The organism is Desulfosarcina sp. (assembly GCF_033791525.1).
Taxonomy (GTDB): Bacteria; Desulfobacterota; Desulfobacteria; order Desulfobacterales; family Desulfosarcinaceae; genus Desulfosarcina.
Genome location: NZ_JASJGN010000393.1, coordinates 1 through 13,672, shown reverse-complemented (window position 1 = coordinate 13,672; position 13,672 = coordinate 1). Strand labels below are relative to the sequence as shown.

Genomic DNA, 13,672 nt, shown 5'->3' with positions numbered 1-13,672 from the left:
GCATCTCGGCCCGGGGAATCACCGGAATGGCGGCCTGCCGGGCGGCGGACACTTCCGGGTTTTGCCTGTCGATAGCCGAAGAGACCACGACCACATCGGCGTCGACGATCTGCTCAGCCCGGTGACCGATGTGGATGATGCCGCCCAACCGCGCCAGGTTGACCGTAATGTCCGAGGCCTTCACGTCGGAGCCCGAAACCCGATAGCCCAGGTTGAGAAGCAGTTCGGCGATGCCGCTCATGCCGATACCGCCAATGCCCACAAAATGGATATGGTATTTTTTCAGATACATGGTTATCTTTCCACCAGTTGGTAACAGTCATCCACGATGGATCGGGCGGCGTCCGGTTTCCCCAGCATTCTGGACGCTGATGCCATAGCCGCCAGCAGATCGGGTTCGCCGGCCCAGGCGTCCAGACGCCGCGCCAAGTCCACCCCCGTCAATTCCCGTTCGAGCACCATTTCTGCCGCACCCTTGTCAACCAGGGCCCGGGCGTTATGTTCCTGATGGTTGTCCGCAGCAAAGGGATAGGGAATGAACAGTGCCGGTTTGCCCAGCGCGGTCAACTCGGCCACCGTAGTGGCGCCTGCCCTGCAGACAACCAGATTCGCCCGGCTGTATCGTGATGCCATATCATGAAAAAATGCCTTCACTTCTGCATTCATCCCGGCTTTCGCATATGCATCGGCGACCTGATCCTGATCCTCGGCGCCGGTCTGGTGGACCATTTGGATTTTCCCGCACTGCCGAAGGTGCGGCAAGGCGTCCATGACTGCCAGGTTGATGGCATGAGCCCCCTGGCTGCCGCCCACGATCAGGATCGTGAACGTGTTTTTCTCTTTTGCTTCATGAGTCGATGCGTCCAGAATCTGCTGGCGTATCGGGTTGCCGGTGATGCGTTTCTTCAATGGATCGATCTTTCCACGGGTATTTTCGAAACTGACATAAACCCGTTTGGCTATCGGGAAAAGAATCCGGTTGGTGATGCCGGGCACGGTATTCTGCTCACACAGAACCACCGGGATGCCTTTTATCCAGGCGGCCAGCGCCACCGGTCCGGCAGCGTAACCGCCCACCCCGACCACCAGGTCCGCCTGCACCTCGGCCAGAATGCCCGCCGATCGGAACAGGGCGCCGGGAATTTTCATGGCCGCCCGCGCCTTTGCCCACCATCCTCTTCCCTTGATCCCCTCGATGGCGATGGTTCGCTGGGGGTAGCCAGCCCGGGCCAGGGCGTCTTTTTCGAATGGCCGACCGGCACCCACGAAGAGGACCCGGCTTTGCGGATTTCTCACGGCAAACTCCCCTGCAATGGCAATTCCGGGAAACAGGTGCCCGCCGGTGCCGCCACCGGCAACGACCACCTTGAGCGGCCGCCAGGCCTTTTCGGGTTCAGCATCGTGCATCCCGCGCTCCGATATTCATCATGATCCCCACCGCCGCCATGTTGATCAGCAGGCTCGTCCCGCCGTAGCTGAGAAAGGGAAGGGTCAACCCTTTGGTGGGCAGCATTCCAAGCGCCACCCCCATGTTGGTGCAGACCTGAAGGCCCAGGGTCACCGTGATGCCCATGGCCAGCAGGGAGCCGAAGCGATCCTGTGCATGACGGGCGATGCGGATACCCCGCATGAGCATGATGCCGTATAGCAGAATCACGGTCATGACCCCGATGAGCCCCAGTTCTTCCCCCACCACGGAAAAGATGAAATCCGTGTGTGGTTCGGGAAGATAGAACAGTTTCTGATATCCCTTGCCGATGCCCGCGCCGGTGATTCCCCCGGTGCCGAATGCCATCAGCGAATGGACGATCTGGTATCCCTCGTCCGCCGGGTATTGCCAGGGATCCATAAAGCTCATCAGCCGCTTGACCCGGTATTCGGCTTGGGTCATGAACAGCCAGGCCATGGGCGCCAGCACCACAACCACCGACAGCAGGTGGGTGATGCGGCATCCGCCGACAAACAGCATGATCCAGGTCAATGCGGCAAAAATCACTATCGACCCAAAATCGGGCTGAACCAGCAGCAACCCCGTAAAGAGACCCAGAACCAGAAAATGGGGCAAAAATCCGACGTAAAAATCCCGCAGTTGTTCACCTTTCTTGCTCATGGAGTAAGCCATGTAGATGACCAGGGCCAATCGAGCCAGTTCTGACGGCTGAAACTGGACCGGCCCGAGTTGCAGCCACCGGGCGGATCCGCCGGCCGTCACGCCCAATCCGGAGAAGACCACCGCCACCAGCATCGCGATGGCCGCCGCCAGAACGGGATAAACGAGCACACGGTAAAGGCGGAACGGGATGTAACTGAAGACCACCAGCACCACAATACCGATCAGGGAAAACATGGCCTGTTTTTGCAAAAAGAAATAACCGTTGCCAAACTTCTTAATGGCCAGGGCGGAACTGGCACTGTAAACCATGACGATACCCATGCCCACCAGCAGCAAAACGGGAAACAGCAGCCCCAGGTCGTAGACCAACGGTTGAACCCCGTTTCGCTTGGCAGTTGCGGTCATCCCAGCCTTTCCACGATTTCCCGAAAACGGTTACCCCGCTGGGCATAGTTGTCAAACCTATCGAAACTGGCACAGGCGGGAGAAAGCAGTACGATTTCCCCGTCAACAGCCGCACCGAAGGCCTTTTCAACCGCCTCTTGCATGGACCCGGCCTCAAGGATTCCCTTTTCCGGGTCCCCGGCCAGGGCGGTAACGATCTCGTCTTTGGCTTCCCCCATGGCCACCAGGGTTTTGACCCGGCGGCGCACCTGGGATTTGAGACCGGTGAAGTCCCCCTTCTTGTTCTGCCCCCCCATGATCAGGATCACCGGCGCATCGAAGCACTCCAGCGCCCGGTTCACCGCATCCACGTTGGTGGCCTTGGAGTCGTTGACAAAACGCACACCGCGCACCCGCCCCACCGTTTCCAGACGGTGGGAAAGCCCCTGGAATTCGTCGATAGCCTGCTGGATGCCTCCATCAGAGGCGCCCTGTTCACGGGCGGCCAAACAGGCAGCAGCCGTGTTTTCCCGGTTGTGGGGCCCGATGAGACCGGACTTGTCCAAGGTGAAACTACCCGTCTGCCGGTCCGCATCGATCAGAAGGATCTTATCCTTTAGTATCTGTGCCCCCTTAGCGATGGCCCCATCCGAATAGAGTTTCTGGCAGGCATTGGGGGGACGGTTGTTGATCATGGCGGCCACCGTGGCATCCATGGCGTTGAGCACCGCCACATCGCTGGGCCGCTGGTTTTCGAATATCCGCCACTTGGAATCCGCGTAGGCTGAAAAAGTCGGATACCGGTCCAGATGATCGTCGGTGATGTTGAGCACCACGGCGGTATCCGGCCTGAAATCGATAATGGTGTCCAGTTGGAAACTGCTCACTTCGGCCACCACCACATCGGCCCGGGCATCTGCACCGTCCACGTATGCAATGAGCGGTGTGCCGATGTTTCCTCCCACAAACACGTTCTTTCCGCTTTTTCTTAGCATGTTCCCTACCAGTTCAGTTGTCGTGGTTTTTCCATTGGTGCCGGTCACCGCCAGAATCGGCTCGGTGATGTACCCGGCGGCCAGTTCCATTTCTCCGATAACCGGGGTTCCTTTGGCCCAGGCCGGTTCCAGCATCGGCAGGGTGTGAGGCACACCGGGACTCAGCACCACCAGATCGGCGGTTTCAAAATCCAGCGCATCATGCCCACCCAGCTTCATTTGGACGTTTAATCCCTCCAGCGCCGCGACTGGGGCTTTCAGGGTTTCAGCCGGCGCACGATCGGTCACCGTTACCCGGGCACCCTGGTTGACAAGGAACCGGGCTGTTGCCACCCCGGACCGACCCAGGCCTACCACTACGATTTGCTTATTTTGAAGATCCATGGGATGGGGCAACTTTTTCTCAGACATAGCTGAACACATCTAATTTTTTATAAATAACAAGCACCAATTTCCAAATAAATTCCAAATTGCAATATCCAAATCTCAAACTGGAATAACCTTTCTTCGAGATCATGAGGTTTGGAATTTTGAATTTTGTCATTGTGATTTATTTGATTTTTGGTTTTTGATTTTTGTTATTTATTATCTAAGCTTCAGCGTACTCATCGAAATCAGGGCCAGGGCAATGGCGATGATCCAAAATCGCACGATCACCTTCGGTTCCGGCCACCCTTTCAGTTCAAAGTGGTGGTGGATGGGCGCCATTCGAAAAATGCGGCGCCCCTTGGTCATCTTGAAAAATCCCACCTGAAAGATCACGGAAAGGGCCTCGATGACAAACAGACCGCCCACCAGCGCCAGCAGAATCTCCTGCTTGGTGATCACGGCAACGGTGCCCAGCGACGCCCCCATGGATAGTGAGCCCACATCACCCATGAACACCTGGGCCGGGTATGCGTTGAACCACAAGAACCCTAATCCGGCGCCGGCCAGTGCACCGCAGTAAACCGTGATCTCCCCGCATCCAGCCACCGGGGTGATCTGCAGGTAGTCAGCGATGCGCGCATGACCGGCAACGTAGGCAAAAATCATATAGGTGACGGCGGCGATGATCACCGGCCCAATGGCCAGGCCGTCCAGTCCGTCGGTCAGGTTTACGGCGTTTGACGCCCCCACGATGACCAGGGCAGCGAAAAAAATGTATCCCCATCCCGGGTCCGGGGTCAGCCGCTTGAAAAAAGGCACGCTGAGTTTGGTTGAGAATTCGGGCACCATGTATGCCAGGAATCCAACCAGCAATGCCAGAAGGACCTGCAGAAGCAACTTCTGGCGGACCGTCAAACCCAGGTTGCGCTTTTTCACCTGCATCAGGTAGTCGTCGGCAAAACCAATGGCGCCGAAACCCAGGGTGGCCAGCAGGGCGATCCACACATAACGGTTGGTCAGGTCGGTCCACAGCAGGGTGGAACCAGCTACCGCAAAAATGATCAGCACGCCGCCCATGGTGGGTGTGCCGGCCTTTTTGTAGTGGTCCTTGGGCCCGTCCTCCCGGATGAACTGCCCCACCTGCATCATGGAAAGGCGCCGGATCACCCAGGGCCCAAGCAGAAAACAGATCAAAAAGGCCGTCAGGCTGGCGTAGATGGTCCGGAAGGTGATGTACCGGAACACGTTGAAGGCTGCAAAGGTCGTATGCAGCGGATATAGCAGGTGATAGATCATCTGTTGGCGTCGTGCCCCTGTAAGTCGGTTTGCCGATCTGCCAATTTCATCATTTCATGAAAGCCTAAAAAGTCCTCTTTCCCGCGGGTTCGTAAAAGGTCCGAGATCAAGGCTTGCGAATCCCGAGAATACCGCTTTCGCGGGTGCCGAAGGCAGCGTACTGACGGTACGCCGCAGTGACGAGGGATGAAGCGTAACGCCGATATCGGAGGTTTTACGAATCTCGTCATCATCGTTTGTCCGCCCAGCTGACAATTGCCTCGACCACCGCTTCCATGGCCATGCCGCGGGACCCTTTCACCAGGATCAGGTCGCCGGCTTGAAGTTCGTGGTTCAACTGCTCGATGATCGCAGCCTTGGTTCCGCAAAAGATCCGGTCCGCTGTCATCTGCCGGTCCATGGCTCCGTCGGCCACGGCGGCAGCGAAATTACCGGCGACATACAGCCGATCAAGCCGGGCATCACCGGCAGCCCGCCCGATGTGCCGGTGCAGGTCCGCCGATTGCGGTCCCAACTCCAGCATGTCGCCGAGCACGGCAATGGTGCGACGGTCGCGATGCATCAACGCCAGGGTCTCGATGGCCGCAACCATGGAGTCGGGGTTGGCGTTGTAGGTGTCGTCCACCAGGCGAATACCCCCGCCAAGCACTCGTATCGCCATGCGCCCAGCCTGGGGAGAAAATGCTTCCAGCCCCGCCTGGATATGGTCCAGTGGCACGCCCATCACCACGCCGGCGGCTGCTGCAGCAAGGGCGTTTGACACCATCACCCGCGCCGGGGTGGCCAGGGTCACCGGCCGGCAACCCGACGGCGTGGACAGGGTAAAGGCCATGCCCGCTTGGGTCAGGCGGACATCGTCTGCCCGAACCTGCGCCGCGCCGGCACTGCCGAATAAAATCACCGGACGATCCACGCTGGCAGCCAGAGCCGCAACACGCGAATCATCGGCGTTAAGAATGGCCGTGCCACCGGGGCGGATGGTGTGGAGCAGTTCCCCTTTGGCCCGAGCGACGTTTTCGATGGTGCCCAGCCCTTCTAAATGGGCCGGCCCCACGTTGGTGATCACGCCCACATCCGGCTCGCAGATGCGGCCCAGGCGGCTGATTTCGCCGGCATGGTTCATGCCCAGTTCCAGCACGGCGGCCTGGTGTCCCGGTGCCAGCCTGAACAGCGTCAGTGGCAGACCGATGTGGTTGTTCAGGTTGCCGCTGGTGCTCAGGGTCGAGAACGTTTTGGATATCACATGGTCCATGAGCATGCGGGTCGACGTTTTGCCGTTGGATCCGGTGATGGCCAGCACCTTGAGGTTTCCCCGGTTGCGGTTGAAGCGGGCCATCGCATGCAGGGCCCGGGTGGTGTCGGTCACCGCGATACAGACCTTGCCGGCGGCAGCCATTCGCGCCATGGGAAGGTTGGCCACCTGGTCGTCGGCCACCACCACACCCTTGACGCCGCGATCCAGCACATCGGCCACAAAACGGTGCCCGTCGTGGGATTCACCGGCTATGGCCACAAACAAGCCATCCGGATCGATCGTTCGCGAATCGATACCGATGCCGGCAAAGGCCATGTCCGCCGATCCTGAAATCTGGGATCCGCCGGTTGCCGTCAGCACCTGTTCAGCAGTCCACCCAAATGGCCTCATGGTATTATGCTCCGGCCTCGTTTATGGTCGCCAGCACCTGGCGGGCCACTTCCCGGTCATCGAAATGGATGGTTTCGCCGGCCAGGATCTGATAGGTTTCGTGTCCTTTGCCGGCAATCAGCACGGCATCGCCCGCATCGGCCGCCGCGATGGCCGCGGCAATGGCCGCTCGCCGGTCCGGTTCCACCAGATAGCCTTTTTCCTGCCACCCGGCCGTCAATGCATCGGCCGACAATCGCCGGGTGCAAACCTCGCGTACCCCTGCCTCTATCTGGGCAATAATCGTAAGCGGATCCTCCGATCGGGGGTTGTCCGAGGTGACCACGGTAAGGTCGCTCAGCCGGGCGGCAATTTCTCCCATTACCGGTCGTTTGGAGTGATCCCGATCCCCTCCGCATCCGAAAACGGTGATCAGGCGTCCCGCCGTGAGCGCCCGAAGGGCCGAGATGGCGTTTTCCAGCGCGTCCGGCTTGTGGGAATAATCCACGAAAATAAACCGTTCGCCCCCTTCCAGGATCCGCTCCAGCCGTCCGGGCACACATCCGGTGGCATCGATACCCGCGGCAATCGTTGCCGTTGGAATCCCCAGGGCCAGTGCCGCACCGGCGGCGCTGAGAATGTTCTCGAGGTTAAAATCCCCCACTAGTGGCGAATCGAAGGGAATCTCGCCATTCGTCGTGACGATGCTGCCACGAATGCCCGCCAGATCACGAACCACGCCCAGTGGAACAATGTCGCCGTCTCCGTATACAGCGGTTCTCAGGACCATGGGCCCGAGGGCCGCGGCCAGTTCTCTTCCTCTGGGATCGTCTGCATTGACCACGGCGCGAACCGGATTACCGCTGTCCGCCGGTTTCAGATAGTCGATGAACAGCCGCTTCTTGCTGAGCCAATAGCGGTCCATGGTGCCGTGATGATCCAGGTGGTCATGGGACAGATTGGTGAAGACCGCCACATCGTAGCGACAGCCGTCTACGCGATGCAGATCCAGAGAATGGGACGAGACCTCCATGACAACATGAGTGGTCCCGCTGTCTGTCATTTGCCGAAGCATCTCCTGAAGCTCGAGGGATTCGGGCGTGGTAACCGGATTCGAGAACACCTGGCCGGCATAGCGGGTGTTGATCGTCCCCACCACACCCGGTCGATGACCGGCCTTCTCCAGGATTTGCTCCACCAGGTAGGTGACAGTGGTCTTGCCGCTGGTGCCGGTCACCCCCACCAGCGTCAGCCGGTCTGCCGGCTGGCCGTAGAACCGGCATGACAACTGAGCCAGTGCGGCCCGGGGATCCGCCACGCGGATCACCACCGCGTCGGCCGTCACTGGCATGCGGCAGATCACGGCCACTGCACCCTGCTTGACGGCCTCCGGGATAAAGCGATGGCCGTCTGCGTCAAACCCCTCGATGGCTACAAACACTGCCCCCGGGGTCACTTTGCGTGAATCGTAGCAGACGGCGGTTACATCCGGATCCAGGGATGGGTGGGCACCGGTTGTCGCTTCGACGCTCAACTGATCCGTAAGCAATGAAAGCTTCATCCGTCAGCCCTGTTTCCCCGGGATACCCGCAGTCGATCCGCATCGGGTCCCGGCGGGATATTGAGATAGCTCAACGTTTCCAGTGCGATCTGGCGGAAGGCAGGTGCCGCCACGATGCCGCCGTAGGTCTGGACCGTTGGCTCGTCCAGAAGCACCAGGATGGCCAGTTCCGGTTGATCGGCCGGGGCAAGCCCCACGAAAGAGGATAGATACCGCCCCTTCGCGTAGGTGCCGCTGCTGTCGATCTTCTGGGCGGTGCCGGTTTTGCCGCACACGGAGTACCCCTCAAGGGCCGCATTCACCCCGGTACCACCCTCAGTAATCACGGTTTTAAGGATTCGCCGCACCGTGGCGGCCGTGTGGGAAGAAACCACCCGCCGAACCGGTTCGGGAGAAAAACGTTTCACCGTCTCTCCGTTTCGACCCGTAATTTCCTTGACCAGCATCGGTTTCATGAGCAGCCCGTCGTTGGCAATGGCCGATGCTGCCGCAATCAACTGGATCGCAGACACCGATACGCCCTGCCCAAATGAGATGGCCCCCGCATCGATGGCGGACCAGGACTTGAACGGGCTGAGGCTGCCGGCAGTTTCACCGGGACAGGTGATGCCGGAGCGCCGGCCGAACCCGAAAGCGTTCAAATACGCGTGAAGCTGACGGGGTCCGAGCTTTTCCGCTATTTTTACCGATCCGATGTTGCTCGAGTACTTGACAATCTGCTGTAATGACAGCCACCCGTGGGATTTGGTGTCGTGGATGGTGTTCCTGCCGATCCGGTATTCCCCGTTTTCACAGTAGAAGATGGTGGACGGCGAACAGACGCCGCTGTCGATGGCAGCTGCCGCGCTGAACATCTTCATGGTGGAACCGGGCTCGAACGGATCGGTGACCGCCCGGTTTCGCCACAACTCACGCTCGAAAGACCGGTAACTGTTGGGATTGAAAAACGGGTAGTGCGCCAGGGCGAGCACCTCACCGGTGGACGGCGCCATGACGATGGCCATGCCCGATTGGGCGGCATACTCGGTAGCGGAGGCCTCCAGGGCTTTCTGGGCAATGTGCTGGATCGTGCGGTCGATGGTCAGCACCACATTATGCCCCCCGGCCAGGGTTGCCGGCATCCCGGCACCCTCAAACCGACGCCCCAGGGCATCCTTGAGAATGGTGATTTCCTGTTCCCCTCCCTTCAGGGTGGCATCGAAATAGAACTCCATTCCTTCCAGGCCGTGGCCGTCTATTCCGGAAAACCCCACCAGCTGAGCCGCCAGCGTCTTGTTGGGATAGTAGCGGCTGTGCTCGCTGATAAAGTCGACTCCCTTGATTCCCAGCGCCTGAACCGTTTCGGCCTGGCGAGGCGTGGCCTGGCGCTTGAGCCACACGAAGGAGCGCTTCGGATCCAGCTTCTTGAACACGTCCCGTTGCGGCTTATTCAGGGCTTTGGCCAGCTGCCTGGCCGCCGCCTGGCGATCGGCCATCTGGCGGGGATAGGCGGCTATTGACGGACTGTCGATGCTCACAGCCAGCGGGCTGCCGTTGCGATCGGTAATGGCGCCCCGTTTGCCCTGAACCACCATGGCACCTTCGTACTCACGGGCCGCCCGCTCGGAAAGCCATGCGCCCTCGAATACATGCAGCCGGATCGCCTGCGCACTGATGGCCAGAAGGGCCGTCAGAAAAAGCGCACCTACGATTCCGGTCCGCAGCCGTGTCCGTGTGGTTGCCGATGTTGTCATGGAAGTGTCACCGTCTGTTGCGCATCCGGCATGACCAGTCCCAAACGGGTCCGGGCAATGGTTTCGATCCGCTCCGGCGATTTGAGCCGGGCCAATTCAATTCTCTGGGTATTCCGCTCCTTGAGCAGTGCTTGGTGCCGATTGTTTTCCCTGTCGATGCCGTATCCGGCATTGACGCACTGAACGCGGCACCAGGCGTAAAACAGGGCCTCCACAAAAAACAAAACCATCAAAACGATCCAGAGGCCGGTCATGGTTTTCCTCGGCGGCCTCAGCCTCCGGTTTCGGCTGCTGCCCTGCCCCACCCGGCCTCTGTTTTCCGTCTTGGGGCTACTGGTTTGGCTCGCTGCTGCCATCACACCGCTTCCACGGCTCTAAAACGCGTACTGCGGGCCATGGGATTTTTCCGGATCTCCGCATCGGTGGGCCGCAGCACCTTGCGCGTCAGCAACCGCACCCTTGCCTGACGTCCACACGCACACTGGGGAAACGTCGACGGGCAGGTGCACGGGCGCTCCATGGTCCGGAACCGGTGTTTGACCATCCGGTCTTCCAGGGAATGAAAGGAGAGCACACACAGGCGGCCTCCCGGATTAAGCAGATCCACAGCCGTTTCCAGAAATTGATCCAGCACCTCGAGTTCCCGGTTCACGGCGATACGCAGAGCCATGAAAACCCGGGTGGCGGGATGGATCTTCTGTTTGCGCGCCGCGGCGGCCGGAACCGCTTCCGACACCAGGCGGGCCAGCTGGCCACTGGTGGTCACCGGAAGCGTCTTGCGCTGCGCGACCAGATGCCGGGCGATCCGCACGGCCCAGCGTTCTTCACCGTAACGGCTGAACGTCTGCGCCAGTTCCCGTTCATCCATGGATGCCAGCAGGTCGGCCGCCGTAACGTCAGACCGGACATCCATGCGCATGTCCAGGGGTTCATCCCGATTAAAACTGAAACCGCGGCCGCTGGCCTCGATCTGATGAAGGGAAAGCCCGATGTCAATGAGAATACCATCCACGGCACCGATGCCCAGTTGAGAAAGAAACGACGGCAGGTCTGCAAAATTGCCGTGAACGATATGAATCCGGCGTTCGTCGGCGGGAAGGACCCTGCGGGCCCGGTCAATGGCGTCCTTGTCCTGGTCGATACCGATAAAAACGCCGTCAGGGCTGATCTGTTCGCAGATTCGCCGGGCGTGGCCGGAGCCGCCCAGTGTGCCGTCCACGATGATCTTGCCCGGCCGGCAAGCAAGCATGTCCACCGCTTCTTCGAGCATGGCGGTGACATGATAGTCAGACATGGGCTAAATCCCCAGCTGGGCGATCTCGCGCCGAACCTGGTCGTCGCGCATATCCTTTTCCATCAATTCGTTTTCCTGATCCCAGTTTTCCCGCGACCAGATCTCAAAACGGGCCGTTACACCAACCAGGACGATCTCCTTGTCCAGTTTGGAATACTGCTTCAGAAAAGGCGGAACCAACACCCGCCCCTGGGCGTCACACTTGCAGTCATGGGCCCCGCCGATAAATGTGCGCTGAAATCGACGCATGGCCTCGCTTTTTTCGGGCAGATCGAGTATTTTCTGTTCCAGCTTGCCCCATTGATCGTGGGTGTAGGCAAAAAGGCAGCGGTCCATGCGGGTGATCATGATGCTGTCGATTCCGCTGGCCTTGATCACATCCCGAAACCGTGTCGGAATGATAATCCGCCCTTTTGGGTCAATGGTATGAAAGGAGCTTCCCCGAAACATTATTCACCAATATTATCCACTTTGGTCCACTCTTCTTGGATAAAAGTACAAAATTACTGAATAGTCAAGAAAAAAACATTTTTAAGATGTATTATTTTTCTAATAATTTTTGAAAGTTAAACACAAATCAACCCAACCGTCAACAAGGTGGAGTAAAGTGGATCAATTCTTCAATCATCGCTCGCTTTGGCGGCCACCGCCCAGACATTGACCCGCAGACGACCGAGAACGCTTTTTTTGTTGCCTGGACTCGCAGTTTAATATATCGATATCAATGCAGAATCCAATTCTGCTCCGGCATAAACCCACGGCGGAAATCAGCCCATTGAAAATCAAGCAATTTTTTTATGGCGGTGACAATCTGGGATACCTCCTGTATGCGAGCACCCGTGCGCTGGCCATCGACGGCGGCGCCGTGGATGAAATCATGGCTTTTGTCCGGCAAAAGGGCCTGACACTGGAGACCGTCACCAACACCCATGGCCACGGCGACCATACCTCCGGCACTCGGCAGCTGGCGAAAGCAGCAAAGGCCGCTCACCTCGACCATCGCCGGTACGCCGATGGCGACGCCCTCATCCTGGAGGGCGAGACAGTGACCGTCCGCCTGACCCCGGGCCACACCTCGGATTCAGTGGTTTTTGCCGCCGATGATTGTCTGGTCACCGGCGATACCCTGTTCAACGGCACGGTGGGCAATTGCTTCTCCGGTGACTTGAAGGCCTTTTACCGGTCCATCCATCTTATCATGAGCTACCCCGGGACCACCCGCATCTATGCCGGCCACGATTATGTGGCGGCATCACTGGCCTTTGCCCGGCACTTGACTCCGGACAACGCTGCCATCGATGCCTACGCCGACCGCTACGACAGGCACCATGTGACCTCCACCCTGGACGATGAACGGGCCGTCAACCCTTACCTGCGGTTCAACGACCCGGAAATCATCCGCCTGCTGGAATCGAAAGGGTTGCCCACAGACACTGAATACCAGCGGTGGGAAGGCATCATGTCCATCGAATGAGACGAGAAGAAAAAGCGATTGCGGATCGTCATGCGATCCGGGCGATTTTGAAAAGCGCCCGGGTGGGTCGATTGTCCGCGTGTGCGCCGTACACGCCCATTCCGGCGATGCACGGATCATGACCGAGTCCGTGACCCCACTCCTGGCATACATCCGGGAACAGGCCCGGGCACACTTCTCGCAGGCCAAAGGGAGCCACGACTGGGACCACACCTTGAGGGTGCACCGGCTTTGCCGACGCATCGGTGCAGCCGAAGGGGCGGACCTGCTGGTTACGGAAGCTGCCGCCTACCTCCACGACATCGGCCGTGGGCACCAGGACCGGGCCAACGGTAGACTCTGCCACGCGGAAAAAGGCGCCGCCATGGCCCGGGAGATGCTGGCAGCCTGCCCCCTGGCCGACGAACGCAGGGAGAACATCATCCACTGCATCGCCGCCCACCGGTTTCGCCGGGGCGACAATCCCCTTACCGTGGAGGCCAGGGTGCTGTTCGATGCGGACAAGCTGGATGCCATCGGTGCCGTGGGCGTGGCCCGGGCCTTCTTGTTTGCCGGCGAACTGGGCGCCAGACTGCACAGCCCGGAGATGGACGTGGCCCGGGCACCGGCCTACTCCATCGACGACACGGGATACCGCGAATACGTAGTGAAACTCTGCAAAATCAGGGACCGCATACTTACCGTCACGGGCCGGCGCCTGGCCGACGAACGACACCGGTTCATGGCCGGATTTTTCGACCGGTTCATGGAAGAATACGAAGGAGAAAGGTGACGGTTTCGTAAAAGGTCCGATATCTGCGTTACGCTTCACCCCTCGTCACTGCGGCGT

Annotated in this window: 13 protein-coding genes; 2 read left to right on the top strand and 11 right to left on the bottom strand. The window is 59.3% G+C overall.

What is annotated here, in order from left to right:
- The 11 genes from QNK41_RS19465 to mraZ all read right to left on the bottom strand — a co-directional run.
- The coding region (locus QNK41_RS19465) for a Mur ligase domain-containing protein (RefSeq protein ID WP_319260404.1) at positions 1–292 on the bottom strand (292 nt) is incomplete at its 3' end.
- 2 nt (positions 293–294) lie between these two features.
- Positions 295–1,407 (bottom strand): undecaprenyldiphospho-muramoylpentapeptide beta-N-acetylglucosaminyltransferase, encoded by a 1,113-nt coding sequence (gene murG / locus QNK41_RS19460; RefSeq protein ID WP_319260400.1) that lies wholly within the window; start codon positions 1,405–1,407, stop codon positions 295–297.
- Positions 1,394–2,518, bottom strand: coding sequence for a putative lipid II flippase FtsW (ftsW, locus tag QNK41_RS19455; RefSeq protein WP_319260397.1), 1,125 nt, complete (start codon positions 2,516–2,518; stop codon positions 1,394–1,396). Before ftsW ends, murG begins: the two co-directional genes overlap by 14 nt.
- Entirely contained in the window at positions 2,515–3,903 is a 1,389-nt protein-coding gene (gene murD, locus QNK41_RS19450) for a UDP-N-acetylmuramoyl-L-alanine--D-glutamate ligase (RefSeq protein WP_319260394.1), read from the bottom strand. The genes ftsW and murD overlap by 4 nt, the downstream gene beginning before the upstream one ends.
- 174 nt (positions 3,904–4,077) lie before the next feature.
- Positions 4,078–5,157, bottom strand: a complete 1,080-nt coding sequence (mraY, locus tag QNK41_RS19445) for a phospho-N-acetylmuramoyl-pentapeptide-transferase (protein ID WP_319260392.1) — start codon at positions 5,155–5,157, stop codon at positions 4,078–4,080.
- Positions 5,158–5,386: 229 nt separating this feature from the next.
- Positions 5,387–6,802: a UDP-N-acetylmuramoyl-tripeptide--D-alanyl-D-alanine ligase gene (locus QNK41_RS19440; RefSeq protein WP_319260389.1), complete on the bottom strand. Its 1,416-nt coding sequence runs from the start codon at positions 6,800–6,802 to the stop codon at positions 5,387–5,389.
- A 4-nt stretch (positions 6,803–6,806) separates the two neighbouring features.
- A complete protein-coding gene (locus QNK41_RS19435; protein ID WP_319260386.1) occupies positions 6,807–8,342 on the bottom strand; it encodes a UDP-N-acetylmuramoyl-L-alanyl-D-glutamate--2,6-diaminopimelate ligase in 1,536 nt (511 codons plus the stop codon).
- A complete protein-coding gene (locus tag QNK41_RS19430; protein ID WP_319260383.1) occupies positions 8,339–10,075 on the bottom strand; it encodes a penicillin-binding protein 2 in 1,737 nt (578 codons plus the stop codon). The genes QNK41_RS19435 and QNK41_RS19430 overlap by 4 nt, the downstream gene beginning before the upstream one ends.
- On the bottom strand, positions 10,072–10,431 hold the full coding sequence (locus QNK41_RS19425; RefSeq protein ID WP_319260381.1) for a cell division protein FtsL: 360 nt from the start codon (positions 10,429–10,431) through the stop codon (positions 10,072–10,074). Before QNK41_RS19425 ends, QNK41_RS19430 begins: the two co-directional genes overlap by 4 nt.
- On the bottom strand, positions 10,431–11,369 hold the full coding sequence (gene rsmH / locus QNK41_RS19420; RefSeq protein WP_319260379.1) for a 16S rRNA (cytosine(1402)-N(4))-methyltransferase RsmH: 939 nt from the start codon (positions 11,367–11,369) through the stop codon (positions 10,431–10,433). Before rsmH ends, QNK41_RS19425 begins: the two co-directional genes overlap by 1 nt.
- Positions 11,370–11,372: 3 nt before the next feature.
- Positions 11,373–11,819, bottom strand: coding sequence for a division/cell wall cluster transcriptional repressor MraZ (mraZ, locus tag QNK41_RS19415; protein ID WP_319260376.1), 447 nt, complete (start codon positions 11,817–11,819; stop codon positions 11,373–11,375).
- A 325-nt stretch (positions 11,820–12,144) separates the two neighbouring features.
- On the opposite strand from mraZ, the gene QNK41_RS19410 reads away from it, so the two are divergent.
- A complete protein-coding gene (locus QNK41_RS19410; RefSeq protein ID WP_319260374.1) occupies positions 12,145–12,843 on the top strand; it encodes an MBL fold metallo-hydrolase in 699 nt (232 codons plus the stop codon).
- A 79-nt stretch (positions 12,844–12,922) separates the two neighbouring features.
- Positions 12,923–13,615: an HD domain-containing protein gene (locus QNK41_RS19405; RefSeq protein WP_319260371.1), complete on the top strand. Its 693-nt coding sequence runs from the start codon at positions 12,923–12,925 to the stop codon at positions 13,613–13,615.
- Positions 13,616–13,672 lie beyond the last annotated feature (57 nt).